At 71.7% G+C, this 26,160-nt stretch carries 22 protein-coding genes, 1 tRNA gene, 1 pseudogene and 1 riboswitch; of the genes and pseudogenes, 5 read left to right on the top strand and 19 right to left on the bottom strand.

Annotated features, from left to right (window positions below; genetic code table 11):
- Positions 1-88: 88 nt before the first annotated feature.
- Positions 89-1,306, top strand: a complete 1,218-nt coding sequence (locus AC07DA_RS02275; protein WP_479123726.1) for an acetyl-CoA C-acetyltransferase — start codon at positions 89-91, stop codon at positions 1,304-1,306.
- A gap of 295 nt (positions 1,307-1,601) precedes the next feature.
- Positions 1,602-2,399 (top strand): hypothetical protein, encoded by a 798-nt coding sequence (locus tag AC07DA_RS02270; RefSeq protein WP_479123724.1) that lies wholly within the window; start codon positions 1,602-1,604, stop codon positions 2,397-2,399.
- Between the two features lie 97 nt (positions 2,400-2,496).
- On the opposite strand, the gene AC07DA_RS02265 is transcribed toward AC07DA_RS02270, so the two are convergent.
- Entirely contained in the window at positions 2,497-2,802 is a 306-nt protein-coding gene (locus AC07DA_RS02265; protein ID WP_479123722.1) for a hypothetical protein, read from the bottom strand.
- 101 nt (positions 2,803-2,903) lie between these two features.
- On the opposite strand from AC07DA_RS02265, the gene AC07DA_RS02260 reads away from it, so the two are divergent.
- Positions 2,904-3,134, top strand: a complete 231-nt coding sequence (locus AC07DA_RS02260) for a DUF4287 domain-containing protein (RefSeq protein WP_059424410.1) — start codon at positions 2,904-2,906, stop codon at positions 3,132-3,134.
- An 89-nt stretch (positions 3,135-3,223) separates the two neighbouring features.
- Here AC07DA_RS02260 and AC07DA_RS02255 read toward each other — a convergent pair whose 3' ends face one another.
- The 3 genes from AC07DA_RS02255 to AC07DA_RS02245 all read right to left on the bottom strand — a co-directional run bounded on the left by AC07DA_RS02255 (position 3,224) and on the right by AC07DA_RS02245 (position 5,709).
- Entirely contained in the window at positions 3,224-4,135 is a 912-nt protein-coding gene (locus AC07DA_RS02255; protein ID WP_479123719.1) for a Bax inhibitor-1/YccA family protein, read from the bottom strand.
- A 150-nt stretch (positions 4,136-4,285) separates the two neighbouring features.
- Positions 4,286-5,467 (bottom strand): 4-hydroxybenzoate 3-monooxygenase, encoded by a 1,182-nt coding sequence (locus AC07DA_RS02250; RefSeq protein WP_479123717.1) that lies wholly within the window; start codon positions 5,465-5,467, stop codon positions 4,286-4,288.
- A 158-nt stretch (positions 5,468-5,625) separates the two neighbouring features.
- Positions 5,626-5,709, bottom strand: a tRNA-Leu gene (locus AC07DA_RS02245).
- A 414-nt stretch (positions 5,710-6,123) separates the two neighbouring features.
- Between AC07DA_RS02245 and AC07DA_RS02240 the strand changes: the two genes are divergently transcribed.
- Both AC07DA_RS02240 and AC07DA_RS02235 read left to right on the top strand, forming a co-directional pair.
- Entirely contained in the window at positions 6,124-6,894 is a 771-nt protein-coding gene (locus tag AC07DA_RS02240) for an ABC transporter ATP-binding protein (RefSeq protein WP_479123715.1), read from the top strand.
- Positions 6,895-6,931: 37 nt separating this feature from the next.
- Positions 6,932-9,466: an ABC transporter permease gene (locus AC07DA_RS02235; RefSeq protein ID WP_479123713.1), complete on the top strand. Its 2,535-nt coding sequence runs from the start codon at positions 6,932-6,934 to the stop codon at positions 9,464-9,466.
- 75 nt (positions 9,467-9,541) lie between these two features.
- Here AC07DA_RS02235 and AC07DA_RS02230 read toward each other — a convergent pair whose 3' ends face one another.
- From AC07DA_RS02230 to AC07DA_RS02160, 15 genes and pseudogenes are all read right to left on the bottom strand, one after another.
- Entirely contained in the window at positions 9,542-10,849 is a 1,308-nt protein-coding gene (locus AC07DA_RS02230; protein ID WP_479123711.1) for a class I SAM-dependent methyltransferase, read from the bottom strand.
- A gap of 347 nt (positions 10,850-11,196) precedes the next feature.
- Positions 11,197-12,585, bottom strand: coding sequence for an NAD(P)/FAD-dependent oxidoreductase (locus AC07DA_RS02225; protein WP_479123709.1), 1,389 nt, complete (start codon positions 12,583-12,585; stop codon positions 11,197-11,199).
- Positions 12,586-13,005: 420 nt separating this feature from the next.
- Positions 13,006-13,947, bottom strand: a complete 942-nt coding sequence (locus AC07DA_RS02220; protein WP_479123707.1) for a Ppx/GppA phosphatase family protein — start codon at positions 13,945-13,947, stop codon at positions 13,006-13,008.
- Positions 13,944-14,474: a DUF501 domain-containing protein gene (locus AC07DA_RS02215; RefSeq protein ID WP_479123705.1), complete on the bottom strand. Its 531-nt coding sequence runs from the start codon at positions 14,472-14,474 to the stop codon at positions 13,944-13,946. The genes AC07DA_RS02220 and AC07DA_RS02215 overlap by 4 nt, the downstream gene beginning before the upstream one ends.
- Positions 14,475-14,528: 54 nt before the next feature.
- Positions 14,529-15,005, bottom strand: a complete 477-nt coding sequence (locus AC07DA_RS02210; protein ID WP_479123703.1) for an FtsB family cell division protein — start codon at positions 15,003-15,005, stop codon at positions 14,529-14,531.
- Between the two features lie 115 nt (positions 15,006-15,120).
- A complete protein-coding gene (gene eno / locus AC07DA_RS02205; protein WP_479123701.1) occupies positions 15,121-16,401 on the bottom strand; it encodes a phosphopyruvate hydratase in 1,281 nt (426 codons plus the stop codon).
- Positions 16,402-16,698: 297 nt separating this feature from the next.
- Entirely contained in the window at positions 16,699-17,400 is a 702-nt protein-coding gene (locus AC07DA_RS02200) for a transglycosylase family protein (protein WP_479123699.1), read from the bottom strand.
- Between the two features lie 4 nt (positions 17,401-17,404).
- Positions 17,405-17,570: riboswitch (cyclic di-AMP (ydaO/yuaA leader) on the bottom strand.
- A gap of 228 nt (positions 17,571-17,798) precedes the next feature.
- The gene (locus AC07DA_RS02195; protein WP_479123697.1) at positions 17,799-18,770 is read right to left on the bottom strand and encodes a transglycosylase family protein; all 972 of its coding nucleotides are present in this window, start codon (positions 18,768-18,770) and stop codon (positions 17,799-17,801) included.
- Between the two features lie 143 nt (positions 18,771-18,913).
- Positions 18,914-20,200, bottom strand: a complete 1,287-nt coding sequence (locus AC07DA_RS02190; protein ID WP_479123695.1) for a cytochrome P450 family protein — start codon at positions 20,198-20,200, stop codon at positions 18,914-18,916.
- A gap of 46 nt (positions 20,201-20,246) precedes the next feature.
- Positions 20,247-21,254, bottom strand: coding sequence for a nucleoside triphosphate pyrophosphohydrolase (locus AC07DA_RS02185; RefSeq protein ID WP_479123693.1), 1,008 nt, complete (start codon positions 21,252-21,254; stop codon positions 20,247-20,249).
- A 97-nt stretch (positions 21,255-21,351) separates the two neighbouring features.
- A complete protein-coding gene (locus tag AC07DA_RS02180) occupies positions 21,352-21,996 on the bottom strand; it encodes a SurA N-terminal domain-containing protein (RefSeq protein WP_479123691.1) in 645 nt (214 codons plus the stop codon).
- A 142-nt stretch (positions 21,997-22,138) separates the two neighbouring features.
- Positions 22,139-23,638, bottom strand: coding sequence for a protein kinase domain-containing protein (locus tag AC07DA_RS02175; protein WP_479123877.1), 1,500 nt, complete (start codon positions 23,636-23,638; stop codon positions 22,139-22,141).
- Positions 23,639-23,676: 38 nt separating this feature from the next.
- The gene (locus AC07DA_RS02170) at positions 23,677-24,303 is read right to left on the bottom strand and encodes a hypothetical protein (RefSeq protein ID WP_479123689.1); all 627 of its coding nucleotides are present in this window, start codon (positions 24,301-24,303) and stop codon (positions 23,677-23,679) included.
- 213 nt (positions 24,304-24,516) lie between these two features.
- Positions 24,517-25,124 (bottom strand): annotated as a pseudogene (locus AC07DA_RS02165) (GNAT family N-acetyltransferase).
- Between the two features lie 163 nt (positions 25,125-25,287).
- Positions 25,288-26,064, bottom strand: coding sequence for an HNH endonuclease family protein (locus AC07DA_RS02160; protein WP_479123687.1), 777 nt, complete (start codon positions 26,062-26,064; stop codon positions 25,288-25,290).
- Positions 26,065-26,160 lie beyond the last annotated feature (96 nt).

Raw genomic sequence — 26,160 nt, 5'->3', positions numbered from 1 at the left:
ACACCGCGACACCCGTGACCCAGCCCATACGTACGGGTAGCTTCCCAGTCAGCCCTGCCCGACCACCCGGTACGTCAATGGAGCCGTGATGCCCGAAGCCGTGATCGTCTCAGCCGCCCGCTCCCCCATCGGCCGCGCCGTCAAGGGCTCCCTCAAGGACCTCCGCGCGGACGACCTCGCCGCCACGATCGTCCAGGCCGCCCTCGCCAAGGTCCCCGAGCTGGACCCGAAGGACATCGACGACCTGATGCTCGGCTGCGGCCTGCCCGGCGGCGAGCAGGGCCACAACCTCGGGCGCATCATCGCGGTGCAGATGGGGATGGACCACCTGCCGGGCTGCACGGTCACCCGGTACTGCTCGTCCTCCCTGCAGACCTCCCGCATGGCCCTGCACGCCATCAAGGCCGGCGAGGGCGACGTCTTCATCTCCGCGGGCGTCGAGATGGTCTCCCGCTTCGCCCACGGCAGCTCCGACATGCCGGGCACCCACAACCCGCTCTTCGCCGAAGCCGAGGCCCGCACCGCCGCGACCGCCCAGTCCGAGGGCTCCACCTGGCACGACCCGCGCGAGGACGGCCTGCTGCCCGACCCGTACATCGCGATGGGCCAGACCGCCGAGAACCTGGCCCGCGCCAAGGGCGTCACCCGCCAGGAGATGGACGAGTTCGGCGTCCGCTCGCAGAACCTCGCCGAGGAGGCCATCAAGAAGGGCTTCTGGGAGCGCGAGATCACCCCGGTGACCCTGCCCGACGGCACGGTCGTCACCAAGGACGACGGCCCGCGCGCGGGCGTCACCCTGGAGGGCGTGCAGGGCCTGAAGCCGGTCTTCCGCCCCGACGGCATGGTCACCGCCGGCAACTGCTGCCCGCTGAACGACGGCGCCGCCGCGCTCGTGATCATGTCCGACACCAAGGCCCGCGAGCTCGGCCTCACCCCGCTGGCCCGGATCGTGTCCACCGGCGTCTCCGGCCTCTCCCCCGAGATCATGGGCCTCGGCCCGGTGGAGGCGAGCAGGCAGGCCCTGCGGCGGGCCGGGCTGACCATCGACGACATCGACCTGGTGGAGATCAACGAGGCGTTCGCCGCCCAGGTGATCCCCTCCTACCGCGACCTGGGCATCCCGCTGGAGAAGCTGAACGTCAACGGCGGCGCCATCGCCGTCGGCCACCCCTTCGGCATGACCGGCGCCCGCATCACCACCACGCTCATCAACTCGCTGCAGTTCCACGACAAGCAGTTCGGTCTGGAGACGATGTGCGTCGGCGGCGGCCAGGGCATGGCCATGGTCATCGAGCGCCTCAGCTGAGCGCCGTACCGTAACCGCCTGAGCGTCGTACCGTAACCGCCATAGCACCGACCGTGAGGTCGTGGCCCGGAACCCGGGAAACTCCCGGGGACCGGGCCGTTTTGTGATCCAATCTCCCCCAGGATGTGACCTATCTCCCTCTGCACCGGCAGAAGCCCAGGTCACAGCAGCCCCACCCCCTCCCCCGAAACCGAAGCCCTGTCCGTTTCGTGACGTTACGCACTGACAGCTGGTTAGTCCGCCCTTCAAGCTGAGGTAGGAAGTCGGGGGTCGACTTTGAACCGGGAGTACGTCAGTGAGCGCCATGCCGATCGCGTTGCTGGTCACCACGGCCGCCACGGGCGCCGTGGGCGTCGCCGTCCTGCGCACCGTTCTGCAGCTGCGCCGGCAGGTCGCGGCCCTGCACACCGCGCTCGCCGAGAACCGCGCCGCCACCACCCGCGCCCTGCTGCCCGCCGCCCGTACCACCGCCGACACCGACGAGATACGGGCCGCCGTTGCCGCGGCGCTGGCCGAGGAGCGGGAGCGCGAGCTCGCCGAGGCGCGGGCGTTCTGGGCCGCCCAGGAAGCCCGTGACGCCTCCGACGCGCCGTCCCTGCTGGGTCTGACCGACACCGATCCGTTCCTGCCCCGGCAGGCCGATTTCGCGGGCCTGGAGCCGGTCACCGAGCCCGGCGCGGACACCGACGAGCCGAGCGTGCGGGAGACGCCCTCCGAGTCCCCCGAGCTGGCCGCGGCCCGCCGCCGCCACCCCTCCCACCCGGACTTCGTGCCGAACCCCTCGCCGGTCGTGGGCGACCACGAGCGCACGGTGGCCACCCTGGAGGAGCTGGCCGCCTCCCGCGTCGCGCTCACGGACGTCCGCCCGGGCCCCCTGGGCACGCTGGACGTGTACGTCTTCGCCGACGGCACGACCCTGTGCATGACCCCGGGCCACCGCGAGACGGCGGAGCGGCTGGCCGCGGCCCTGCGCGCGGGCGAGACCCCGACGCTGCTGGGCGGCTCGGGCGTCTCCGGCGCCTACACCCTCACGTTCGAGTGCGGCCAGGAGAACGTGTACATCCTGGCCGACCGGGTCATCGCGTCCCTCTAGCCAAGCGCCCCGCACCAGGGGCGCGGGGCGGCGCCGGCATGCGGCTCCGCCGCGCGGGCGCCGGCCGCCACGACGCACCCGCGCCCGACGCGGCGGGTCACACCCCCGCCCGCTTCTGCGCCTCCTCCACCAGCCGCACCGCCTCGTCGACCTCGGCGTCGCCGGGAACCACCACGGCCAGATCACGCGCGGCGACCACGATCTGGTCCGCCGCCGCGAACATCCCCGCGTCCGGCATCTCCCGAGGCTCCATGCCCTCCAGGACCTGCGCCCTGCGGGCCAGCTCCCGGGCCAGCCCGAGAGCCTCGGCGGCAGCGCCCCGCTGCAACCGGCTCTGGGGCGCGGCCCTCAAACGATCGGCGAAGTGATCCACCGCACGGGTCAGAGGCGTCGTATCAACCACGCCGCGAGCGTACGCGTCGCACCGGGACTGTTGCCAACGGGCGAACACTCAGGCACGGTGACCTGAAGGACCGGCTTACATCCCAGCGTCCGGAGGCGCCGATGTCCCAAGTCTTCTCCGAAGAGACCCACCGCAACATGCTCGCCCGCATCCCCCACTGCACCGGTCGTGAGATCTCCGACTGGTTGCGCACCGTCGAAGAAGGCCCGGCACTCTTCCGTTTCGAGGAAAAGGTCAGCTGGCTCCGGCACGAGCACAACCTGGCGTACGGCCACGCCAAGGCGATCATCCACGAGTACGACCTGAGGAGGGCCGCGCGCAAACTGCTCTAGGCGCGCACCGCCGGTCCGGGCCGGGGTGCCCGGAAGACGGCGAAGGGCCCCGGCCGGAGCCGGGGCCCTTCGCGCGGGACGGGCGGGAACTAGTCGTTGCTGTTGAGGATCGAGATGAGCCTCAGGAACTCCAGGTAGATCCACACCAGCGTCAGCGTCAGGCCGAAGGCCGCGAGCCACGCCTCCTCGCGCGGGGCGCCGTAGGCGACGCCGTCCTCGACCTGCTTGAAGTCCAGGGCGAGGAAGCAGGCACCGAGGATGATGCCGATGATGCCGAAGACGACACCGAGGGCACCGCTGCGGAAGCCGAGGCCGTCACCGCCGCCGAACACCGCGAACAGCAGGTTCACGGTCATCAGCAGGATGAAGCCCAGCGCGGCCGCCATCACGAAGCCGTAGAAGCGCCGGTTGACGCGGATCCAGCCGGCCTTGTAGGCGATCAGCACACCCGCGAAGACCGCCATGGTGCCGATCACGGCCTGCATGGCCGCGCCGTCGGCGATGCGGTTGTCGACGATGTTGGACACCACGCCGAGGAAGACACCCTCGAACGCGGCGTACGTCAGGATCAGGGCGGGCGAGGCCTTGCGCTTGAAGGACTGGACGAACGCCAGGACCATGCCGATCAGCGCGGCGCCGATACCGATGCCGTAGCTCCGGCTGATGTTGGCGTCGTCGATCGGCAGCAGCGCCCAGGACAGCGCCGCGGTGAGGACGAGCACACCGAGCGTGCTCGCCGTGCGCAGGACGACGTCGTCGATGGTCATCCGGCCGGTGGTGGCCGGGGCCTGCGGCGGCGCGCCGTGCTGCAGGTCCTGCTGGGCGTAAGGGTTCTGCGCGTACGGGTTCTGCGCGTACGGGTTGCCCGTCGGCTGCTGCGCGTACGGGTTGCCCTGCGTGGCGACAGCGGGACCCCCGGCCTGCGGCGCGGTGTTGAAGCCCGCGTAGCCGTTGTCGCGGCTGAACCCCCGTCGCGAGAAGACCGGGTTTCTGCTCCTCATTTCACTCCTCCATGGCCACACTGCGTGGCCTTGGCTCAAGAGTAATAGGTAGGCAAAGGAATGACCCTACTGCTTGGGGAGGATCTTTCCCTCGTCGTGCAGCGCAACACGCTACGCCGCTTGGTGATTCCCCTCACCGGAGGGGCTCATTCATCCCCGGTCGAGAGGGAAGCCCGTGTACGCCTCGGCGAGGTCCGCCTCGGCGGCGCGGCAGGAGGCGACGCGTTCCAGCCGGGCGAGCTGCAGCCGCTCCTCGAAGGGCGTCGCCCCGGGCAGACGGTGCAGCAGGGTCGTCATGTCGCAGGAGAAGCGCTCGGCCTGCCAGACGCGGTGCAGGCAGGTCCGCGAGTAGCCGTCGAGCAGCTCGGGTGAGCCGGTCTCCCGCTGGTGGACGAGGGCCCGGGCGAAGGTGACGACGTCGCCGACGGCGAGGTTCAGGCCCTTGGCGCCGGTCGGCGGGACGATGTGCGCGGCGTCGCCGGCGAGGAAGAGGCGGCCGTGGCGCATGGGCTCGTGGACGTAGGAGCGCATGGGGGTGACCGACTTCTGGGTGATCCGGCCGCGCCGCAGCCGCCAGTCGTCGGCGGTCTCGAAGCGGCGCTCCAGCTCGTCCCAGATCTCCGCGTCGCTCCAGGCCCGCGCGTCGGTGCCGTCGGGCACCTGGAGGTAGAGGCGGGAGACGGACGGCGAGCGCATGGAGAGCAGGGCGAAGCCGCGGTCGTGGCGGGCGTACACCAGCTCGTCGTGCGAGGGCGGGACGTCGGCGAGGATGCCGAGCCAGCCGAAGGGGTACGTACGCTCGAACACCTGGGTGACGTCCGCGGGGATCGCCTTGCGGGAGACGCCCCAGAAGCCGTCGCAGCCGACGACGTAGGAGCACTCCAGGACGTCCTCGCGGCCCTGGTGCCGGAAGCGGACGCGGGGGCTGTCCGTGCCGGCGTCCTCCACGGCCAGCGCCTCCGCCTCGAACAGCAGCGGGCCGCCGTCCTGCAGCTGGAGGGCGATGAGGTCCTTGCAGACCTCGGTCTGGGCGTAGACGGTCACCGACCGGCCACCGGTGAGGCCGGGGAAGTCGATCCGGTGGCGCTTGCGGTCGAAACGGAGTTCGATGCCGTCGTGGCGCAGCCCTTCGCGGTCCATGCGCTCGCCGGCGCCGGCCGCGCGCAGCACGTCCACCGTGCCCTGCTCCAGGATCCCGGCGCGCTGTCGCCGCTCGACGTAGGTCCGGTCGTGGCTCTCCAGGACGACCGAGTCGATGCCGGCGTCGTGGAGCAGCCGGGCGAGGAGGAGTCCGGCGGGCCCGGCTCCGATGATGCCGACGGTGGTGCGCATCGGGCGCCCTCTCTCTCGGGTCCGGCAGGGCCCGTCTCCCGTGTGTTCGCGTAGTGAAAAATATTTCACTACTTTCGGATGCGAGTTTCCGACGGCATACGACCGCTGTCAACGGGCATGCGGTGAACACTTCGACGAAGCACACAGGGGTCGGAAGGTGCCCGGAGCCGGACTCGAACCGGCACGCCCGCGAAGGGGCAGCGAGGTTTAAGCTCGCCGTGTCTGCATTCCACCATCCGGGCAGGCCATGGGCTCCGCAACGAGGTTCCGAGACTATCGGGACGGATCCCCCGAACAGCGGAAGGGCGGACCGATGTTGTCTTATTTTATTGACGTCTGAGGGTGCATCAGCACACGGAACGCGCCATCCGCACTTGCCAATAGCCTTGCCCGCGCCGCTCGGCGGCGTATGCGGAATGACGGAATTTCACCGCCCGAACGAGGGCACTCCACCTGTTCTCGACAGCCGGAAGCACGGGTTCCGGCCGCGGTGTCCCTCGGGGGTGCACGTCATTCCCAGGTATGACACCGCCCCGCTCCGTCAGACCGGAGTCGGCCCCCAGAACCAGAACTACGGGTGACTACACGGCGGCGCGGGACCCGGACGATGGAACACGTCCCTCCAGAACACCGCCGTCCGACAGGAGTTCCATCCCGTGACCACCGCATCCCTCGCCGACCGGGCCACCACCGTGGCCGCGCGCGCCACGGATCTGTCGAAGATCTACGGACAGGGAGAGACCCAGGTGGTCGCCCTGGACCGGGTCTCCGTCGACTTCCGGCAGGCCGAGTTCACCGCGATCATGGGCCCCTCCGGCTCCGGCAAGTCGACCCTGATGCACTGCGTGGCCGGTCTCGACACGTTCTCCTCCGGCTCGGTGCGCATCGGCGAGACCGAGCTGGGCTCGCTGAAGGACAAGCAGCTGACCAAGCTGCGCCGGGACAAGATCGGTTTCATCTTCCAGGCCTTCAACCTGCTGCCGACCCTGACCGCCCGGGAGAACATCACCCTTCCGATGGACATCGCGGGCCGCAAGCCGGACCAGCAGTGGCTGGACTCCGTCATCCGCATGGTCGGTCTCGCGGACCGGCTGGGCCACCGGCCCTCCCAGCTCTCCGGCGGCCAGCAGCAGCGCGTCGCCGTGGCCCGGGCGCTCGCCTCCCGGCCCGAGATCATCTTCGGTGACGAGCCCACCGGAAACCTCGACTCCCGCTCCGGTGCCGAGGTCCTGGGCTTCCTGCGCAACTCGGTGCGGGAGATGGGCCAGACGGTGGTGATGGTGACCCACGACCCGGTGGCCGCGGCCTACGCGGACCGGGTGGTCTTCCTGGCGGACGGCCGGATCGTCGACGAGATGCACCGGCCGACGGCCGACTCGGTCCTGGACCGCATGAAGGAGTTCGACGCCAAGGGCCGCACGAGCTGATCCCCCGTCAGGACCGACAGGACTGAGAACCGCCACCATGTTCCGTACCGCCTTGCGCAACGTCCTCGCGCACAAGGCCCGGCTGCTGATGACCGTGCTCGCCGTGATGCTCGGCGTCGCGTTCGTCTCGGGCACCCTGGTCTTCGCCGACACCCTCTCCAACGCCTTCCGCAACCAGTCGGCGAAGAGCTACGACGACGTCGCCGTCTCCGTCTCCTCGCACGCCGACCCGGACAACCCGAAGGAGGAGCCGGGCCTGTCCGGCAAGGTCCTCGACCGGATCGCCGCCGTCGACGGCGTCGCCGGGGTGTACGGCCGCGTCGAGGGCTTCGCCGGGGTCGCCGACCCCGACGGCAAGCTCATCGGCGTCGGCTGGTCCAACAAGGGCTCCAACTTCGCCCCCGGCAAGGACGGCAAGGACGCCGCCTACACGTTCACCGACGGCTCCGGCCCGGTGCAGGACGACCAGATCGCCCTGGACGAGGAGTCCGCCGCCAAGGGCGAGTACAAGGTCGGCGACCGGGTGCGCGTCGCCACCAACGGCCCGGTGAAGGAGTACACCCTCAGCGGGGTGTTCACCACCGAGGACGGCGCCGTCAACGCCGGCGGCAGTCTCGTCCTCTTCGACACCGCCGTCGCCCAGAAGCAGTACCTCGAGCCCGGCTACTTCGCGAGCGCCACCGTCACCGCCGCCCCCGGCGCCGACGACGCGCGGATCCTGGACGCCGTCAAGCCGCTGCTGCCGGACACCGCCGAGGCACAGACCGGCCAGGCGCTCGCCGACGAGCAGGCCGAGCAGATCGAGCAGGGCATGGGCAACCTCAAGCAGGTGCTGCTCGGCTTCGCGGGCATCGCGCTCTTCGTCGGGATCTTCCTGATCTCCAACACGTTCACGATGCTGGTCGCCCAGCGCACCAAGGAGATCGCCCTGATGCGCGCCGTCGGCGCGTCCCGCAGGCAGATCACCCGCTCGGTGCTCGCCGAGGCCGCGCTGGTGGGTCTGGTCGCCTCCGCCGTCGGCTTCGTCCTCGGCATCGGCCTGGCCGTCGCCCTGCGCTCCGGCATGGCCGCGTTCGACATGAAGATGCCGGACGGTCCGCTGGTCCTGTCCGCCACGCCGGTGATCGCGGCGTTCGCCGTGGGCGTGCTGATCACGATGCTCGCCGCCTGGCTGCCCGGCCGCCGGGCCGCGAAGATCCCGCCGGTGGCGGCCATGAACAGTGTCCACGCGGTGGCCACCACCAAGTCGCTGGTGCTGCGCAACTCCATCGGTGCGGCCGTCACCGCCCTCGGCGCGGTGGGGATCGTGGCGGGCGCCTCGACCGGCGGCGACGACGGCCGGATGTACATCGGGGCGGGCGCGTTCCTCGCGCTGATCGGCGTGATCATCCTGATCCCGCTGCTGTCCCGGCCCGTGATCGCGCTCGTCCGCCCGCTGCTCGTCGGCCCCTTCGGGGTGGCGGGCAAGCTCGCCGGCCAGAACGCGGTCCGCAACCCGCGCCGCACCGGCGCCACCGCCTCGGCCCTGGCGATCGGGCTGACGCTGGTCACCGGCCTGTCGGTGCTGGGCGTCACGGTCGGCACGGCCATCGACAAGATGACCACCGACAACATCAAGGCCGACTACATGGTCTCGATGGCCAACGGCGGTGACCTCGACCGGTCCGCGGTGACGGCGCTGCGGGAGGCCGACGGCGTGTCCGCGGTCTCGCCGCAGCAGGACGCCTACTTCCGGGTCGACGGCGACGACTACGTGTCCGCCTCCGCGGTCTCCCCCGGCGACATCGGTAAGGTCCTGACCGTCGACGTCGTCAGCGGCAGCGCCGGCTCGCTCGCCGAGGGCCGCATCGCGGTCGCCGAGAAGACGGCCAAGAGCAGGGGCTGGAAGACCGGCGACCGACTCCCCGTCACCTTCGGCGACGACAAGAAGGCCACGCTGACGGTCGGCGCCGTCTACAAGGACAGCGAGTTCCTCTCCCCCGTCCTCATCGACCGGAAGATCGTGGACCGGCACGAGACCAAGCCGTCCATCCGGCAGATCTTCGTGAAGGTCGACGGCGGCCAGACCGCGGCGAACGAGCAGGTCATCGTGGACGCGCTGGGGGACAACCCGGCGATCACCGTGATGGACAAGCAGGACATCCGCAACGAGTTCGGCGGCGCGATCAACACCCTGCTGAACATCATGTACGGCCTGCTGGCGATGGCCCTGATCATCGCGGTGCTGGGCGTGGTCAACACCCTCGCGATGTCGGTCTTCGAGCGGCAGCAGGAGATCGGCATGCTGCGCGCCATCGGCCTGGACCGGCGCCGGGTGAAGCGGATGGTCCGGCTGGAGGCCGTGGTCATCTCGGTCTTCGGCGCGGTGGTCGGCGTCGCTCTGGGGGCGTTCCTCGGCTGGGCGATCGGCGAGACCTTCGCGGACCAGATCCCGGGCTACGCGCTGGTCCTGCCCTGGGACCGGATCGGGATCTTCCTGGTGCTGGCCGGTCTGGTGGGCGTCCTGGCCGCGATGTGGCCGGCCCGCAACGCCGCCCGGCTGAACATGCTGAACGCGATCAAGGCCGAGTGACCTCGCCGCCCCGCGGCACAGCGAAGGGCCGGGCTCCCGGGACGGGGAGCCCGGCCCCTCGCGTCGGGTTGGGAATCAACCGCGGCCGGGCGCACCCCAGGTGCGGGCCCGCAACGGCATCCCGGAGGCGCCCGACTCCGGCGTCCGGACGGCCAGGACCTGGTTGACGCCGATGCGGTTGCGTTCGAAGGCCAGGGCGGAGGCGGCCATGTAGAGGCGCCAGACGCGGGCGCGGCCGGGGCTGGTGAGCTCGACGGCGCGCGCCCAGTCGGCCTCCAGGCGGGCCACCCACCGGCGCAGGGTGAGGGCGTAGTGCTCGCGGATCGACTCGACGTCGCGCACCTCGAACCCGGCACGCTCCAGCTGCGTGACGGTGCTGCCGAGGGGCTGGAGCTCGCCGTCGGGGAAGACGTAGGAGTCGATGAACGCGTCGACGCGGTACGCCGTCTCGTCGCGCTGCGGGCGGCGGGCGATCTGGTGGTTCAGCAGCCGTCCCCCGGGCTTGAGCAGGTCGTACAGGTCCGCGGCGTACTCCAGGTAGCGGTCGGCGCCGACGTGCTCGGCCATGCCGATGGAGGAGATCGCGTCGTACGGCCCGTCGCGGACGTCGCGGTAGTCCTGGACGCGGATCTCGACCTTGTCGGTGAGGCCCTCGTCGGCGACGCGCTTGCGGGCGTACGCGGCCTGTTCCTGGGAGAGCGTGACGCCGACGACGCTCACGCCGTGCTCGCGGGCGGCGTGGACGGCCATCGAGCCCCAGCCGCAGCCGACGTCGAGCAGCCGCTGGCCGGGCTTCAGCTCCAGCTTGCGGCAGACCAGTTCGAGCTTGTCGTGCTGCGCCTGTTCCAGGGTGCTGTCTGGGGCGGGCCAGTAGGCGCAGGAGTACACCATGGACGGGCCGAGGACGATCTCGTAGAAGTCGTTGCCGACGTCGTAGTGGTGGCTGATGGCGCGTCGGTCGGTGCGCTTGGTGTGCAGGTGGCGGCGGGGGCTGCGGGTCTCCTCGCGCGGCGGGGCGGGGGGCAGCGGGGATCCGGCCAGCCGGACCAGTCCGCGCACGGCGGCGCGGACCTCGGGCTCGCGCAGCGCCTGGGCGAGGGTGCGGGCGTCCTCGCCGCGTTCCCAGATCAGCCCGGACAGCAGGTCCAGGGTGGTGTAGAGGTCGCCCTCGATGTCGAGGTCGCCGGCCACCCAGGCACGGGCCAGGCCCAGTTCGCCGGGCTTCCACAGCAGGCGGCGCAGGGCGCGGCGGTTGCGTACGACCAGGGTCGGCGCGCCCGGCGGGCCCGCCTGCGAACCGTCCCAGGCGCGGATGCGCACGGGAAGCGGTGCGTCCAGCACCTGTGCGAAGAGGCTCTGCAACCGCTGCGCGGCGTCTGCCATGGTGTACACCTCCGTGACGGAGATCCCGGAATGTCGACACCACGTAAACACCTGTGCGGCCCCGGCGCAGTCCCCCACGCGCGTCACGACTGGGCAAACCCTGGGAGGGCGTACGCCACCGCGGTCGATCGGCTCCGCACCCGGCCCCCGGGGCGTCCGGACGCCTCACTTCCCGCGCGTCGACGATCCGGCCTTCGTCGAAAACGGTCCCGGACCTCTCGGCGGTCATCGAAACGGCCTCCCCCGCTCCGCGGTCGGGCAGAGAATCCGTGGCGGCACACGACGAAGGGCCTCCCGCACCACGGACGGTGGGAGGCCCTTCGGCCGGACGGGGAACGGACCAGAGGTCAGGAGGCCTTGGCCTTCTCCTCGGTCTTCTCCTTCGGCGCGGCGGCGACCGGGGCCGGCTTGGCGGCCTCGTAGAACTCCTCGCGCGGCGTCTCGATGGCGCCGAGCGAGACGACCTCGCGCTTGAGGAACATGCCGAGGGTCCAGTCGGCGAACACGCGGATCTTGCGGTTCCAGGTCGGCATCGCCAGGCCGTGGTAGCCGCGGTGCATGTACCAGGCGAGACGGCCCTTGAGCTTGATCTTCATCTTGCCCATGACGATCATCGCGACGCCCTTGTGGAGGCCGAGACCGGCCACCGCGCCCTTGTTGGCGTGGGCGTACTCCTTCTGCGGGAAGCCCCGCATGCCGGAGAGGACGTTGTCGCCGAGCACCTTGGCCTGGCGCAGCGCGTGCTGGGCGTTCGGCGGGCACCAGGCGTTCTCGTTGCCGGCCTTGCGGGCGGCGAGGTCCGGGACCTGGGCGTTGTCGCCGGCGGCCCAGATGTAGTCGGTGCCCTGGACCTGGAGGGTCGGGGTGCAGTCGACGTGGCCGCGCGGGCCGAGGGGCAGGCCGTAGCGGGACAGGACCGGGTTGGGCTTGACGCCGGCGGTCCAGACGATGGTGTTGGAGTCGACCTCGAGGCCGTTCTTCAGCACCACGTGGCCGTCGACGCAGGAGTCCATGGAGGTCGACAGGTAGACCTCGACGCCGCGGCCCTCCAGGTGCTCCTTGCCGTACTTGCCGAGCTTGGGACCCACCTCGGGGAGGATCTTGTCGGCGGCGTCGACGAGGATGAAGCGCATGTCCTCGCGGGAGACGTTCTTGTAGTACTTGGCCGCGTCGCGGGCCATGTCCTCGACCTCGCCGATGGTCTCGGCACCGGCGAACCCGCCGCCCACGAAGACGAAGGTGAGCGCCTTGCGGCGGATCTCCTCGTCGGTGGTGGAGTCGGCCTTGTCGAGCTGCTCCAGGACGTGGTTGCGCAGGCCGATGGCCTCCTCGATGCCCTTCATGCCGATGCCCTGCTCGGCGAGGCCGGGGATCGGGAAGGTGCGGGAGACCGCGCCGAGCGCGACCACCAGGTAGTCGAAGGGCAGCTCGTAGGCCTCGCCGACCAGCGGGGAGACCGTGGCGACCTTGCGGTCCTGGTCGATGGTGGTGACCCGGCCGGTGAGGACCTCCGCCCTGGGCAGCACGCGTCGCAGCGGGACGACGACGTGGCGCGGGGAGATGTTGCCGGCGGCGGCTTCGGGGAGGAAGGGCTGGTAGGTCATGTACGACCGGGGGTCGACGACCGTGACGGTCGCCTCGCCGTAACGCATCTTCTTGAGGATGCGCCGAGCTGCGTACAGGCCTACGTACCCACCGCCTACTACGAGGATCCTGGGACGCTCCGTGGTGCTCATGCCATCGAGTATCCACCCGGCCCAGGGGGGTGGCTCGTGCGCCCCTTCACAAGGTTGTGGAGACGGTGTGCTATCCTCCGCCGCTCGCGTGATCCACGTCATGGTGACAACCGGGATCGTTTGTGCACCGCCGACCGTTGTCAATGCCGCGTGAGCTGCCTCTCTGGGTCACGCGGGTCCCTGTGAGGCACTCCCGGGCGCCGGTCCGGGCCCCTCTCCGGCACCCTCCATACCATGCTTCTGAACATGTTCAAAGGGCAGTTCGGCCCCCGGACGGGTCAACGAGGCCCTTGCGATCGCCCGCAGGGGCCGAATTCCTTGTGAAGAACTTCACGAACTTTTCCGGCGGACTGCCGCCGGGGGGTTCCCGCAGGCCCCCCCGAGACGCTCATCCGTGATCCATGCCTGCTCAGAAGCGGGCTACGCCACCGACCACGCGATGCCGTCGAGGATGTCGTGCTCGCTGACGACGACCTCCTCCGCGCCGATCCGCTCCATGATCGACAGCAGGACCAGGGCTCCCGCCCCGATCACGTCGACCCGGCCGGGGTGCATGGAGGGCACGGCCGCGCGCTCGGCGTGGGTGGAGCGCAGCAGCCACTCGGTGATCTCGCGGACCCGCTCGCGGGAGACCCGGGAGTGGTGGATGGCCCGCGAGTCGTACGCGGGCAGCTCCTGGGCGATCGCCGACACGGTCGTGACCGAACCGGCCAGACCGACCAGCGTCCGCGCCTCGCGCAGCGGCACGGTCTCCTCGGCCAGGTCGAGGGCGGCCTCGATGTCGGCCCGCATCGCGGCGATCTGCTCCCGCGCCGGCGGGTCGCTCACCGCCCCGTCCCGGACCAGGTGCCGCTCGGTGAGGCGGACGCAGCCGATGTCCACCGAGCGGGCCGCGCGGACGTGGTCGTCGCCGACCACGAACTCGGTCGAGCCGCCGCCGATGTCCACCACCAGGTAGGGCCGGGGCAGGTGGTCCCCGCCGGCCAGCTCCCTGGTGGCGCCGGTGAAGGAGAACTCGGCCTCCTGGTCCCCGGAGATCACCTCCGGCTCGACGCCCAGGACGTCCAGCACGCCGCGCACGAACTCGTCCCGGTTCTCGGCGTCCCGGGAGGCGGAGGTGGCCACGAACCGCAAGCGCTCCGCCCCGTACTCCTTGACGACCCCGGCGTACTCCCGGCACGCCGCGAAGGTCCGCTGGAGCGCCTCGGGGGCGAGCCGGCCGGTGCGGTCGACGCCCTGCCCGAGCCGCACGATCGTCATCCGGCGGTCCAGGTCGGTCAGCTCCCCGGTGGCCGGGTCGGCGTCGGCGACCAGCAGCCGGATGGAGTTGGTACCGCAGTCCACGGCGGCGACACGGGTCACTGGGCGTCCTCCTCGGCGGTCGTCACACAGGCGCCCTTGCGCCACCACTCCGGCAGCATGGCCAGGGCCTCGTCGCCCAGCGGGTTCACGCCCGGGCCCGCGGCCAGCGAGTGCGCCACCAGCACGTGCAGGCACTTCACCCGGTCCGGCATGCCGCCGGCGCTCGGAAAGCCCTTCAGCTCCTCGATCTCGTCACGGCGCCGGACGTAGTCCTCGTGGGCCGCCCGGTAGGCCGCCGCCAGCTCGGGGTCCGAGGCGAGCCGCTCGGTCATCTCCTTCATCACGCCGTTGGCCTCCAGCGTGCCGATCGCGGAGTTCGCCTTCGGGCACGTCAGGTAGTACAGCGTGGGGAACGGGGTGCCGTCCGGCAGCCGCGGGGCCGTCTCGACGACGTCGGGCTGTCCGCAGGGGCAGCGGTGGGCGATGGCCCGCAGGCCGCGCGGGGGCCGGCCGAGCTGCTGCTTGAAGGCCTCGACGTCCGCGTCGGTGGGCTCGGTGCGCGGGGTGGTCGGCGGGGGCGTTTCCATGACTGTCTTCAGTCTGTCTTTCTGTGGTTTCGGGTCACTGGCGGGGGGCGCGGGTCACCGGCCGGCGGCGTCGGCCTTGTCGACGCCGTCCCAGACGTTGGCGTACCAGGGCCGGTCGGCCGCCCCGAGGTCGGTGCGCGACTGCTGCGCCGCGCGCGGGTCGATCACGATGAACCCCGTCTCCCCCGGCATGACGTAGTGCAACCGCCGCCGGATCTGCTGCTCGGCGTACGCGTCGTCCTGCCACCGCGCCTTGAGGTCGCGCAGCCGTTCGACGCGCTCGCGGGCCTGCTGCTGCTCACGGCGCAGGTCGTCGATCTCGGCGCGCTGCGAGACGTACTGCCGCATCGGGTAGGCCAGGGCCACGATCAGCGAGCACATCACCAGGGCGAGCAGCGCGGCCCGGCCGGTCAGCCGGGAGCGGCGGGCCTGCCGCTTGGTCTGGGAGCGGTAGACCCGGGCCGCGGTCTGCTCGCCGAGCAACCGGATCCTGGTCGCGGTGGAGAACCGGTCCCGGTCCTTCACGGCCATGTCAGTCCGCCTCCCGCTGCACCGTCCTACGCGCGTACGTCCCCGGACACGGTACGGGACCGAGTACGGGGACGTACGTACGACGCTGCCTCTTACGGGTCGGGCCTTCCGGCGATCAGCCCTTGAAGCGCGGGAACGCGCTGCGGCCGGCGTACACCGCCGCGTCGTCGAGGATCTCCTCGATGCGCAGCAGCTGGTTGTACTTGGCGACGCGCTCGGAGCGGGCCGGGGCGCCGGTCTTGATCTGGCCGCAGTTGGTGGCGACGGCCAGGTCGGCGATGGTGACGTCCTCGGTCTCGCCGGAGCGGTGGGACATCATGCACTTAAAGCCGTTGCGCTGGGCCAGCTCCACGGCGTCCAGGGTCTCGGTGAGCGAGCCGATCTGGTTGACCTTGACCAGCAGGGCGTTGGCCGCGCCCTCCTCGATGCCGCGGGCGAGGCGCTCGGGGTTGGTGACGAACAGATCGTCGCCGACGAGCTGGACCTTGTCACCGAGCTGGGCGGTGATGGTCTTCCAGCCCTCCCAGTCGTCCTCGAACAGCGGGTCCTCGATGGACACGAGCGGGTACGCGTCGACGAGCTCCGCGTAGTACTCGGTCATCTCGGCCGCCGAGCGCTCCTTGCCCTCGAAGGTGTAGACGCCGTCCTTGTAGAACTCGGAGGCGGCGACGTCGAGCGCCAGGGCGATCTGCTCGCCGGGGGTGTAGCCGGCTTCCTTGATGGCCTCGAGGATGAGGTCCAGGGCCTCGCGGTTGGAGCCGAGGTTGGGGGCGAAGCCGCCCTCGTCGCCGAGGCCGGTGGCCAGGCCCTTGCCCTTCAGGACCTTCTTCAGCGTGTGGTAGACCTCGGCGCCCCAGCGCAGGGCCTCGGAGAAGGACTCCGCGCCGATCGGGGCGATCATGAACTCCTGGATGTCCACGTTGGAGTCGGCGTGCGAGCCGCCGTTCAGGATGTTCATCATCGGCACCGGCAGCAGGTGCGCGTTCGGTCCGCCCAGGTAGCGGAACAGCGGCAGGTCGCTGGCCTCGGAGGCGGCGTGGGCGACGGCGAGGGAGACGCCGAGGATGGCGTTGGCGCCGAGCGAGCCCTTGTTGTCGGTGGCGTCCAGGTCGAACATCGCCTGGTCGATCAGGCGCTGCTCGGTGGCGTCGTAACCGACCAGCTCCGGGCCGATCTGCTCGATGACCGCGAGGACGGCCTTCTCCACACCCTTGCCGAGGTAGCGGTTCGAGTCGCCGTCGCGGAGCTCGATGGCCTCGAAGGCGCCCGTGGAGGCGCCGGACGGGACGGCGGCACGACCGGTGCTGCCGTCGTCGAGGCCGACCTCGACCTCGACCGTGGGGTTGCCTCGGGAGTCCAGGATTTCCCGGGCTACGACGACGTCGATGGACGGCACGAGCATCTCCTTCTTGATGTGACGCGGGGTACGCGGGTCGCGTGGACCCGGCGAGGTGCGGGCCGGTGGCTCGCGACATGAGCCTAACCGGCTCCGGGCGATCGGCCACCGGGTCGCCCACCCCATGGACAGAACCGAGAGTAAATTGTTTCCGAACGGAACAAAGGCGGTTCGCCAAGACCGGCCGAAACCTCCGCCGAGGGCCCGGCCGGAAAACACCCGGAAAACACCCCGCCCCGGCGTGTACGGGGGAACACGCCGGGGCGGGGAGCCCGTGGGGACGGGGTGGGCCGCTGCTTACTTCAGGTGCAGCTGCTGGCCCGGGTAGATGAGGTTGGCGTCCTCGACGATGTCCTTGTTCAGCTCGAAGAGCTTCTCCCAGCCGCCCTTGACCTTCTCCTCGGCCGCGATCGAGCTGAGGGTGTCACCCTTGACGACCTTGTACTCGCCGTCGCCCTTCTTGACCTTCTTGCCGGTCGGGGTGGTGACGGTCTTCTTGGCGGCCGGGCGCTCGTCGGAGCGGGAGGCCGGCTGCTGGGTCTCGCGGGTCTCGGTGCTCTGCCGGCTCTGGCTCTGGCTCTGCGAGGAGCTGCTGCCGGAGTCGGTGGAGCCGCCGCCGGTGTAGCCGGCGCTCGACAGGCCCTTGCCGCAGACCGGCCAGGCACCCTTGCCCTGGCCCGCGAGGACCTTCTCGGCGATCTCGATCTGCTGGGCCTTGGTGGCCTGGTCGGCGGTGGAGGCGTACTTGGTGCCGCCGTAGCCGGCCCAGGTGGAGGCGGAGAACTGCAGACCGCCGTAGTAGCCGTTGCCGGTGTTGATGGACCAGTTGCCGCCGGACTCGCACTGGGCGACGGCGTCCCACTCGGAGGCGGTGGCCGCGGAGGCGTTGCCGGCCGCCATCAGCGGGGCGGCGACGGCGGCGCCGGCGACACCGGCGACGGCGATGGCACGGGTGGCCTTGGACGGACGACGGTGCTTGCCCTTGCCGGAAAACAGCATGGATGGATCCCCTCACCGACGCCTGCGAGGTGAGCTGTCGGGTTCGGGCCGGTTGAGTTGCCCGGCCGCGTCCCTCACGGGACACGGCTTCACCCCAAGCCCTTCCGGCCAACCGGCCGGTCGGGCACCTACCTTGGGTCCCCCGCTCCTGCCTACGGCGCTTGACGCGACGACTGTTCCCGGGCGGCCGCTGGCAGGATTCGGCGTTGCGGCAGCCGGGGCTCGCGGTGGCGAGCGGTCACGACCGTAAGCAGGTGATCCGCCGAATTTCAAAGACGATCAGGGCTTCTGAGATCTATCTCTCACCGCGCTTATACCGGACATTCAGCGCGAAATGTGACGTGAACTCACCCGGTTTCGGGGTGACTTGAGCCGCCGTTCCCGCCCTGTCCGAACGGCTACCTCTCGCCCGCTTCGTCCGCTTCACCAGGCGTCTGACCGGGGGCGATGAGGTCCTGTCCGCCGCCGGCGGCCTCCGCGCCCGCGGTGGACGGCTCCTGCCATCCGCCGCTGATGCGGAGGGAGTCGGCGATGGACCAGAGGTTGTCGCCGACACCCACGATGTAGGCACCCTCGGACGCCGCGTCGGCCTCCGCGTCGCCGCGCGAGGCGTGCCGGCCCGGGGTGCCGCTCCCGGAGCCGCCCGCGGATCCGGCGCTCTCGTCGGCACTGGGGCCGCGATGCCGGCCGGAGCCGGTGTCCGTGACGTCCGAAGCGCCGCCGTCCCGCCGGGAGTTGCCGGACGCCTCACTCCCGGGCGTGGCCGAGGGTGAGCCGCCGGATCTCTCCGACGCGGAAGGAGAGGAGGACGGGTTGTACGACTTGTCGGGCTTGGCCGATTCATCCGGAGACGTCGGCGCACCGTCGGACGGCGCCGTGGCGGACGGCGAAGGCGAGGGAGAAGACCCGGACGGATCCAGCGAGTCCAGCAATCCGGGTGAGCCGGCCGGAGCGGACCCGGCGGACGAGCCGGACCCGTCGGCCGGGCTCGACTCGCCCTGTTCGAGGCCGGAGAGCAGCCCGCAGGTGCGCCACGCGCCGACCCCCTGGTCGGCGAGGATTCTCTCGGCCACGGATATCTGCTGGGAGCGGCTGGCGAGGTCGGCGCTGGCCGCGTAGTCCAGACCGCCGTACTTCTCCCAGTTCTCCTGGGACAGCGCGAGGCCTCCGTAGTAGCCGTTGCCGCTGTTCTGGCTCCAGGCGCCGCCGGTCTCGCAGTCGGCGACCTGGTCCCAGGTCGCGCCGTCGGCCGCACTGGCACCGGAGGCCCCGAGGAGCGGGATCGCGATGGCGGAGCCGGTCACTCCGGCCGCGACGAGGAGAGCCGGAGCCTGGCGGGGGCGACGGTGCCGGCCGTTCCCGGAGAGCATACGGAGACCTTTCGCGAGACAGCAGTGACCCGCGCGGCGCAGGGGTCCCCGGCCGCGCTGATGGGTGAACGTATCGGCACACGATCACTTGTCACAAGTTCATGCCGCGCAGATCACGTGAAGATCACAGAGCTGAGGGCGTGTCACCTTCCCTGCGGGGTGAACTCCACCGGCAGGGTGCGCAGCCCGCGCATGATGAGCCCGCCGCGCCATCTCAACTCGGCCGGGTCCGCCGCGAGGCGGAGGTCCGGGAGGCGGGTGAGGAGGGTGGCGAGCGCGGTCTGGCCCTCCAGGCGGGCGAGCGGGGCGCCGAGGCAGTAGTGGATGCCGTGGCCGTATCCGAGGTGCTGGTTGTCGCGGCGGGACAGGTCGAGCACGTCCGGGTCGGCGAACCGCTCCGGGTCCCGGTCCGCCGCGGCCAGGACGACCAGGACCGGGTCGCCCGCGGCGATGCGCTGTCCGCCGATGGTGAGCGACTGGGTGGCGAACCGCCAGGTGGCGAGCTCGACGGGGCCGTCGTAGCGCAGGAGTTCCTCGACGCCGGTCTCCAGCAGGCCGGTCTCCCCCGCGGCGAGGGAGGCCTGGAGGCGGGCGCGCTGCCCGGGGTGGGTGAGCAGGGCGTAGGTGCCGTTGCCGATGAGGTTGACCGTCGTCTCGAAACCGGCGAACAGCAGGATGAAGGCCATGGCCGCGGCCTCGTTCTCGGTGAGGTGCTCGCCGTGGTCGGAGGCGCGGATCAGCCCGGAGATGAGGTCCTCGCCCGGGCCGGGTTCGGCGGGCAGCGCCTGCCGCTTGCGGTGGATGAGGTCGGCGAGGTAGCCGCGCATCTTCTTCACGGACCGGGCCACCCCGCCGCGGGGCCCGCCCTGGTGACGGATCATCATGCCCGCCCAGTCCCGGAAGTCGTCCTGGTCCTCGCGGGGGACACCGAGCAGGTCGCAGATGGCGTAGATGGGCAGCGGGAAGGCGAACTCGTGGATGAGGTCGGCGCTCCCCTCCCGCGCGAATCCGTCGATGAGCCGGTCGGTGAGCTCCTGCACCCGCGGCGCGAACTCGGCCACCCGGCGGGGCGTGAACGCCTTGGACACGAGGCGCCGCAGCCGGGTGTGGTCCGGCGGGTCGATGTTGAGCAGGTGCGTCATCAGCTCGGCCTTGCGCTCCCCGGGGATGCCGGTCTTGCCCTTGGCGTGCGCGGGCTCGTCGTGGTGCGCAGGGTTCTTGGAGAGCCGGTTGTCCGCGAGAGTCTGCTTCGCGTCGGCGTAGCGCGTGACCAGCCAGGCCTCGACGCCGCTCGGCAGCCGCGTCCGGTGGACGGGGCTGTGCTCGCGGAGCCAGGCGTAGGCGGGGTAGGGGTCGCTCGCGAACTCCCAGGTGAACAGGTCGGGGGCGGGGGCGGAGGCGGGCGGGCTGGGCTGGGGCTGGTCGGTCACCCTCCGACCGTATCCGGCCCGCCGCTGCCGGCCCTCGCCGGTCCGCTCAGCCCTCGGCCTCCCTGATCGCGTCCCGGTAGGCGCGGGCCGCCGCTCTGAGTGCCGCCTCCGGGTCCACGCCCTCCGCCTCCGCGCGGACGGCCAGGGCCAGCAGGTCGTAGCCGATGCCCTCGACCGGCGGGAGCGGTATGTCCAGGCCGGCCGTGCGGGCCCGGGACGCCAGCTTGGCCGCGAGCGCGAGGCCGGGCTGGCCCAGGGGGATGCCCTCGGTGACGGAGCTGCGCCGCTTCTCGACGGCCTTGGTGCGCAGCCAGTGCTCCTTGACCTCCTCGGGGGTGGTGGCGGTCGCGTCGCCGAAGACGTGCGGGTGGCGGTGGATCAGCTTGGCGACGATGCCGCCGGCCACGTCGTCGACGGAGAACGGCGCCTCGGGGTCCTCCTCCGCGATGCGGGCGTGGAAGACGACCTGCAGGAGGACGTCGCCGAGCTCCTCGCGCAGTTCGTCGCGGTCGCCCTCTTCGATCGCCTCGACGAGTTCGTACGCCTCCTCGATGCCGTACTTGGCCAGGCCCTTGTGGGTCTGCTGGGACGACCAGGGGCACTCGGTGCGGATGCGGTCCATGACCTGGACGAGGTCGAGCAGCCGGGCGCCCGGCAGGTCGTAGGAGGCGGGCAGCAGCTCCAGCTCGGGCATCGCGAGACGGCCGGTGCCGGCGAGGCGTGCCAGGCCGTCGGTCAGGGCGGGCTCCCCCTCGCCCGTCGCCACGACGACCACCGTGCGCTCGCCGGCGCAGGCGTCGACGAGCTCCTGGGCGGTCGGGGACGCCTCCTCGACCTCGATCCCCGCCTCGCGCAGATACGGCAGCTGCGGATGCGCGCCGTCCGCGCACAGCACCCGGTCGGCCGCGTGCAGGGCCTGCCAGGCGGGCCAGGACAGCAGGCCGGGGGCGACGCGGTGGCTGGTGGTGAGCAGGACGACGCGGCCGGGGCCGGCGGCCGCGTCGGGGGCGGCCTGCCGGGGGCCCGGGGTGGCTTCGGGGCTGTTGGCGTTCACGGTTCGAAGCTATCCCACGACGCCGACAGGGCCCGGGGTCGTCCACAGGCCTGCGCGGGGCCCGTGGACGTCATCCGCTGGAGGGGCCGGCCGGGCCCTACATGTTCTGCGGGTTCTGTGCCGCCGTCACGTCCCGCACCCACGGCGTCTTCGCGTCGGCGCGGCTGCTCTTGCGGACGTCCCAGGTGCCGTAGCGCGGGTTGAGGTCGACGTCCAGCTTCTTGGAGGCCTCGGACAGGGCCTTCCAGAACTCGGGGCGGGTGGTGTCGGTGCCCAGCTTCTCGGCGAGCTTCTGGGCCTCCAGCTGGAGGCGGAGGTTCTCCTCCAGGCGCTGCGGCGGGATGCCGTACCGCTGCAGCCACGTCGTCTCCAGCGCCTCGGCGCCGCCGGCCTGCTCCTCCAGGCCGGACCGCATCTGCTGGATCTCCTTGCGGCTGACGGTCACCCCGGCGTCCTCGGCGGCGCGGTGCAGCACCCGGTCGAGGACCATGGTGTGCAGGGTGTCGCGGGTGAGGGTGCCGGTCCGGGCGACGGCCTGCTGGTACTGGGCGTCGCTCCGCACGGCCGCGCGCTGGGCCGCTCGGACCTCTCCGACCCGCTCCTCCAGCTGGGAGACGGTGATCCGCTGCCCGCCGACCACGGCCGCCGCGCCGGGATGCGCGTCGTTGCCGCAGGCGGTGAGCAGGGGCGCCGCGGCGATCGCGGCGGTGAGGAGGAGCGCGGTGCGACGGCGGCGGTGCAAGGAGACCTCCCGAGGAGATTGTGCGACGGTGCACAAAGTCTTGCGGTGATCGATGGTAGGCAGTGGCCAGGCTCTGGCCAACCCATTCGACCAACGATTCGCCAGGACTTCCGGCACCGGCGCGCCAGCTCCCGGCCGGGGGTCAGCCGCGGACCTGTCCCAGCCACTGCAGCGTCCTGCGGATCTCCGCGCCGAGCGGGTGGCCGGGTCCGTGGGTGCGCTCCACGTCGTGCAGCAGCCGGGCCAGCGTGTCGTGGGCGGCGCCGCGGTCGCCCAGGGCGAGCAGGAGGTGCCCGATCCGGCGGCGGACGTCGTGCGCGAGCTCGGGGCCGCCGGCGGCGACGTACTGGTTCTCGTAGTACGGCAGGACCGCCCGGTACTCGGCGAGCGCCGCCGCCGGTTCGCCCAGCTGTTCAAGGCACTGGGCGGCCTCGTAGCGGAAGCGCAGGGCCTGCGGATCGGCCTGGCCGGCCTCGGCGGCGCGTTCCTCGGCGAGGCGGCGCAGCTCGGGCAGGGCGCGGCGGAACTGGCCGTCGTCCAGCAGCGTGGCCGCGTACTGCTTGCGCAGCGTGCGCACCACCGGGGAGTGCTCACCGTGCTGCTCCGCCGCGGCGGGCAGGATCGCGCCGAGGATGTCGACGGCCTGGGTGATGCGCCCCTCCCCGAGGAGCCGCTTGACCTCGTCGACGGCGCGGGCGATGTCCGTCGTGCCCGCGGCCTCGGCGACGGGCGCGGCGGGCGGCGCGGGCTGGGGCGCCGGGGTACGGGCCCGGTACGGCCAGGGGGCGTGCGGGCGCAGGAAGGGGCGGGTGGGATCCAGGGGCGCTCCGGTGGGCGTGCCGCGCGCGGGCAACATCGGTTCCAGGTGTTCGTAGACCTCCTGCGCGGAGGCGGGCCGGTGCTGCGGGTCCTTCGCGAGCAGCCGCAGCACGAGGGTCTCCAGGGCCTCGGGGACCTCGGGCCGCAGGCGGCGCACCGGCAGCGGTGGCTCGTACAGGTGGCGGTGCAGGACGCCGAGCGCCGTGGAGCCCGAGAAGGGCACGTCCCCGCTGAGCAGTTCGTGCAGGACGACACCGAGGGCGTACAGGTCCGTGTACGGGCCGACCGCGCCGCCCATCGCCTGCTCCGGGGCCATGTAGGCGGGCGAGCCGATGGGGGTGCCGGTGTGGGTGAGGCGGGTGGTGTCGGCCTCCATGACGGAGGCCACGCCGAGGTCCAGCACGGTGACCGTGCCGTCCGGCTTCACCATCAGGTTCCGCGGCTTGAGGTCGCGGTGGACGATCGGCACGGCGTGCACGGCGCTGAGCACGGCGCACAACTGCGCGGCGACCGCGACCGCCCACGGCCACGGGTACGGGTTCCGCTCCGCGAGGTGCTCCGCGAGGTCGGAGCCGTCGATGTACTGCATGACGAGGAACAGTTCCTCGCCCTCGCTGCCCGCGTCGTGCACCGTGACCAGGCCGGGGTGGTCGACCTGCGCGGTGACCCGGCACTCGCGCACGAACCTGCGGCGCAGTTCCTCCGCGTCCTGGCCCGCCACCTTGTCGGGGCGCAGCAGCTTCACCGCCACGCGCCGGTCGAGGCGCTGGTCGTACGCCGTCCAGACCTGGCCCATGCCGCCCTGCCCGAGGAGCGTGGACAGCTCGTAGCGGCCGGCGACGACCCGTCCCGCCGTCGCGGTCACCTGCCGCCCTCGCGATCGCCGTCCCGCCGGCCGTCGCCTTCCTGCCGGCGCAGGTAGTCGCTGAGTTCGTCGAGTTCGGCGCGGACCTGGTCGATGCGGGCGGGTGCGGGGCGCTGCGGCGCGGCGGGCGGCTGGACGGGGAGCGGGCCCTGCGGCGTGGCGTCGCGCGGCACGGGGGTGTGCTGCGCGGGCGGCTGCGGCACGGGCGTGGGGGCGTAGGAGGACCCGGGGTGCGGATAGCCGTACGGCGTGTGGACGGTCGGCGCGTGGGGCGAGGCCGGGTAGCCGCCGGCGTGCCGCCGCTCGGCGTGGTGGGTGATGTCCACGATCAGGAAGTAGATCGCGGCACCGACACCGAGCAGCAGGATCAGGCCCAGTGCGATGTCGGTGCGGACGTCCTCGTCCGGCAGGGTGCCGACCACCAGGAAGCAGGCGATGGACAGGGGCAGGGTCACCCAGGCCAGCACCCAGTCCAGGGCGCGCCCGCGCAGGACGGCCACCCGGAACAGCGGGACACAGGCCAGCACGCCGCACGTGAGGAAGCCGGCTGCCGCGAACAGCACGCGCAGGGAGATGACCGTTGCCGCGCTGCGGGGAGGCGGCGCCGCGCCGTGGCCGTACATGACTGCTCCTGGACCGGTGTAGCCGATGGGACGGGTGTGCGAGTGTCAGAGCCCGTTGGGAGTCCGAGCGTATAGCCCGACACGGACAACCGGTCACGGGTTGTACCGAACCGTTGTCGTGCTGATCACTTCGGGTGCTGATCACTTCGTACGGGCGGCTCGCCCCCGGGAAGACGCGGGAGACGCGGGGAGGGCGGCGCTCGGCGGGGATCCTCAAAGGGGCTGCTGCATCCACACGTTGGGCTCGACGTACACCGCGTAACCGCGCTCCGGCTCGCAGCGCACCGGCACCAGGGCACCGGGTACCTCGACGTCGCCCGGGGTGTCGAAGGGCAGGCCCGTCCAGCGGCGCCAGTCGGCCAGCGGGGCGGCCACCGTCATGGACGCCGGCGCGACCGAGTCGATGGTCGCACCGGCCCGGGCGTGCACGCGCAGCCACGGATCGTGCGGCAGGCCGTCGGGGCGGACGCGGTGGGCGTACTCCTCGATCGGGGTGTGCGGTTCCAGGTGCTCGGCACTGGGGCGGACCGGGGCGACGACCTCGCGGAAGCCCTTGGCCCGGGCGTTGTCACGCAGGGCCGAGACCATCAGCGCGGACAGGCCCCTGCCCTGGGCGTGGGGTGCGACGGAGACGGAGACGGCGCTGACCGTGTCGGGGCGCACTCCGCGGCGCTCGCGACGACCTCGCCGCGCTCGTCCTCGGCGAAGAGGACGTACTCGGGGAGTTCGGTGGCGATCCGGGGATAGTGGGCGGCGCCCACGAGGTCCTGGAGCGCGAACTCCGGCCAGGTGTCCGCCATCCCGACGACCCGCTCCAGCATGCCGGGGCGGTCGGCGAGGCTCGATCACCGTAGGCGGGGCCGCGCGTACCGGGAATCGAATCGGCGCCGGGGCGCGGGCGCCGGCCTGTCCCCCTCCCCTCTACCGCACTCGCACGAATGGCGCGCGTTCCTGCGCCGGGAGCCGCGGGAGGCGGGCGGGTCCTCAGCCGCCGCACTGCCGCAGCATCATCTCCTTGTCGGCCGACGTCACGGGCAGGTCGTACTTCAGTGACACCTGGGCGAAGCGCACCGAGTAGGCGCAGCGGATCCGCTTGTCGGGAGGCAGCCAGGACGCCGGTCCGGAGTCTCCCTTCGCGCTGTTGGTCGGACCGTCGACCGGGAGGAGGTTGAGCGGGTCGTTGGCGATGGACTCCCGCTTGTCCTTCGTCCAGCGCGAGGCGCCCATCTGCCAGTCGTAGGACAGCGGCATCACGTGGTCTATCTGGACCTCGGTCGCACGGGACTTGGTCCACTCGATGACCTTGCCGGTGTACGGGTCGTGCAGCGTCATGGACGTGACGACGCAGTGGGAGCCCGACCGGAAGCGCAGGTCCCGGCCGTCGCGCCGGAGGAGGTCGTTGCGCGAGTCGCAGCCGTTGTGGGAGAAGGGGACGTCCCGTGGTGCCGAGTCCATCCAGGCGTAGCCGAACTCGTCCCTGTCGTATCCCGTCCTGGGTCCGCGGCCTTTCGTGGCCACCTTCTCGATGAGGGCGCGCGCCCTCGCCCTGTCCTCGGTGGAGGTGACGGCCGCCAGCCCCGGCTTCGTGCCGTCCGGGTTGTCCAGCGGGTTCACGGCCCGGCCGTCACCGGCGGCCGGTGCACCGGATCCGGAGGCCGCGCCGCCGTCCGCCGGAGGAGCGAGGCCCTCGCAGCCGGTCAGCGCCGCACCGGCGACCACCATGGCGGCGGCCAGTGCCGCCCCGCCCCTCAGACGCGTCACCTGCGCCCCTCCCCTGCTTGCCCGTTCCGCCCGCGCGCGGGCGGCTTGTGCCTGGTCCCACGGTAGCGAGGAAGAGGTTCAGACCACACCCGGCCT

The organism is Streptomyces sp. NPDC044921 (assembly GCF_056432865.1).
The sequence above is the reverse complement of the archived record's forward strand: the minus strand, read 5'-3'. Positions and strand labels throughout refer to the sequence as shown.

Excerpts from the sequence above, each read along its gene's own strand:
- AC07DA_RS02250 (WP_479123717.1), bottom strand. The coding sequence starts at position 5,467 with ATGCGCACCACCGTCGGCATCATCGGAGCCGGGCCCGCCGGACTCCTC.
- AC07DA_RS02195 (WP_479123697.1), bottom strand. The coding sequence starts at position 18,770 with ATGCTCTCCGGGAACGGCCGGCACCGTCGCCCCCGCCAGGCTCCGGCT.
- AC07DA_RS02170 (WP_479123689.1), bottom strand. The coding sequence starts at position 24,303 with ATGTACGGCCACGGCGCGGCGCCGCCTCCCCGCAGCGCGGCAACGGTC.
- AC07DA_RS02210 (WP_479123703.1), bottom strand. The coding sequence starts at position 15,005 with ATGGCCGTGAAGGACCGGGACCGGTTCTCCACCGCGACCAGGATCCGG.
- AC07DA_RS02225 (WP_479123709.1), bottom strand. The coding sequence starts at position 12,585 with ATGAGCACCACGGAGCGTCCCAGGATCCTCGTAGTAGGCGGTGGGTAC.
- AC07DA_RS02275 (WP_479123726.1), top strand. The coding sequence starts at position 89 with ATGCCCGAAGCCGTGATCGTCTCAGCCGCCCGCTCCCCCATCGGCCGC.
- AC07DA_RS02215 (WP_479123705.1), bottom strand. The coding sequence starts at position 14,474 with ATGGAAACGCCCCCGCCGACCACCCCGCGCACCGAGCCCACCGACGCG.
- AC07DA_RS02255 (WP_479123719.1), bottom strand. The coding sequence starts at position 4,135 with ATGAGGAGCAGAAACCCGGTCTTCTCGCGACGGGGGTTCAGCCGCGAC.
- AC07DA_RS02235 (WP_479123713.1), top strand. The coding sequence starts at position 6,932 with ATGTTCCGTACCGCCTTGCGCAACGTCCTCGCGCACAAGGCCCGGCTG.
- AC07DA_RS02260 (WP_059424410.1), top strand. The coding sequence starts at position 2,904 with ATGTCCCAAGTCTTCTCCGAAGAGACCCACCGCAACATGCTCGCCCGC.
- AC07DA_RS02230 (WP_479123711.1), bottom strand. The coding sequence starts at position 10,849 with ATGGCAGACGCCGCGCAGCGGTTGCAGAGCCTCTTCGCACAGGTGCTG.
- AC07DA_RS02200 (WP_479123699.1), bottom strand. The coding sequence starts at position 17,400 with ATGCTGTTTTCCGGCAAGGGCAAGCACCGTCGTCCGTCCAAGGCCACC.